At 73.3% G+C, this 318-nt stretch carries 1 protein-coding gene; it reads left to right on the top strand.

Annotated features, from left to right (window positions below; genetic code table 11):
- Nucleotides 1–318 (top strand): thioesterase family protein (locus H7I41_RS23040; protein WP_264014950.1); only part of this gene is annotated, 318 nt, incomplete at both ends.

Genomic DNA, 318 nt, shown 5'->3' on the forward strand with positions numbered 1-318 from the left:
GGCTTCATCGCCTCCGCCGAGGTCCGGCGCGTGGAGCACGGGCTCGGGCGGGCGACGGCCTGGGTCCGCACCGACATCGGCCTGGTCGCCGGTGAGGCGGTGAGCCCCGCCGCCGCGACCATCGGGCTGCTCGACATCGCCAACGGGTTGGCCGTGCGGGCCGATCCGGCCAAGGTGGTCTTCCCCAACATCGACCTGACCGCGCACCTGTTCGCCGAGCCGCGCGGCGGCTGGGTGGGATTCGACACCACGGTGTCGTTCGGCCCGGGCGGACTGGGGTTGACCGAGAGCGTCATCCACGACGAGACGGGGCCGATC

Source organism: [Mycobacterium] manitobense (genome assembly GCF_025821665.1).
In the GTDB taxonomy this organism is placed as follows: Bacteria; Actinomycetota; Actinomycetes; order Mycobacteriales; family Mycobacteriaceae; genus Mycobacterium; species Mycobacterium arseniciresistens.